This window comes from Bartonella sp. CE47NXGY (assembly GCF_042195415.1).
Classification (GTDB): Bacteria; Pseudomonadota; Alphaproteobacteria; order Rhizobiales; family Rhizobiaceae; genus Bartonella.
Genome location: NZ_JBHIOI010000207.1, coordinates 1 through 809, shown reverse-complemented (window position 1 = coordinate 809; position 809 = coordinate 1). Strand labels below are relative to the sequence as shown.

1 pseudogene is annotated in these 809 nt (G+C 44.1%); it reads left to right on the top strand.

Going from position 1 to position 809, the window contains the following annotated elements:
• A pseudogene (locus ACFIL3_RS10685) lies at positions 1 to 809 on the top strand (hypothetical protein); the annotation flags it as partial.

Here is an 809-nt window from a genome sequence, read left to right as displayed (position 1 = left end):
AACAAAGGAGGCGCTGTATGGTATTGCTATAGGTAATCAGGCAAATGCGTTTAGTCAGCATTCGATAGCTATAGGTTCTCAGGCACAGGTGGATAAGGGGGGGGAGCGTGGTATTGCTCTAGGTTATCAAGCCTGGGTATCAAATGAAGTGGATAGCATTGCTATAGGCTACATGGCTCATGCTTTAGGCAAAGACAGCATCGCGATAGGTTCCGAATATAATGAATCGGTTGGACCAGACGATCATACAACTGCGGGGAGTGATTATTCAACGGCTGTGGGTGCTGTTTCTAAGGCTTTGGGCTATGGTTCGACTGCTGTTGGTCATCGTGCATACGCAACAGCAAAGAATGCTACGGCTTTTGGTTTTTATTCGAAAGCAACAGTGGAGGGAGGCGTCGCTATAGGGAATGATTCTGTCGCTGATCGGGCTGCTGGTCTTTTAGGTTATGCTCCTTCTTTAAAGGATGGGGTTGCAACAAATGGCACATCTCAGTGGAAAAGTACGCTGGGAGCTGTGAGTGTTGGTTATGATGGTGCTGATAATCCACAAACACGACAAATTATCGGAGTAGCGGCTGGTAGTGAGCCTACTGATGCAGTAAATGTTGTACAGTTAAAAGACTTAGAAAGTGTCGTAAGAAATGGTGGTTGGAAACTATCTGTTGGGGGTAAGGATGATAAGACCGTTATCATGGACAGCGCGGTAGATTTTTCCGCTGGAAGTACAAATCTTCAAATTAGCAAAGGCAAAGATAATAATAATATAAAATTTGATCTAGCTAAGGATATTGCAGTCAATAAAGTAA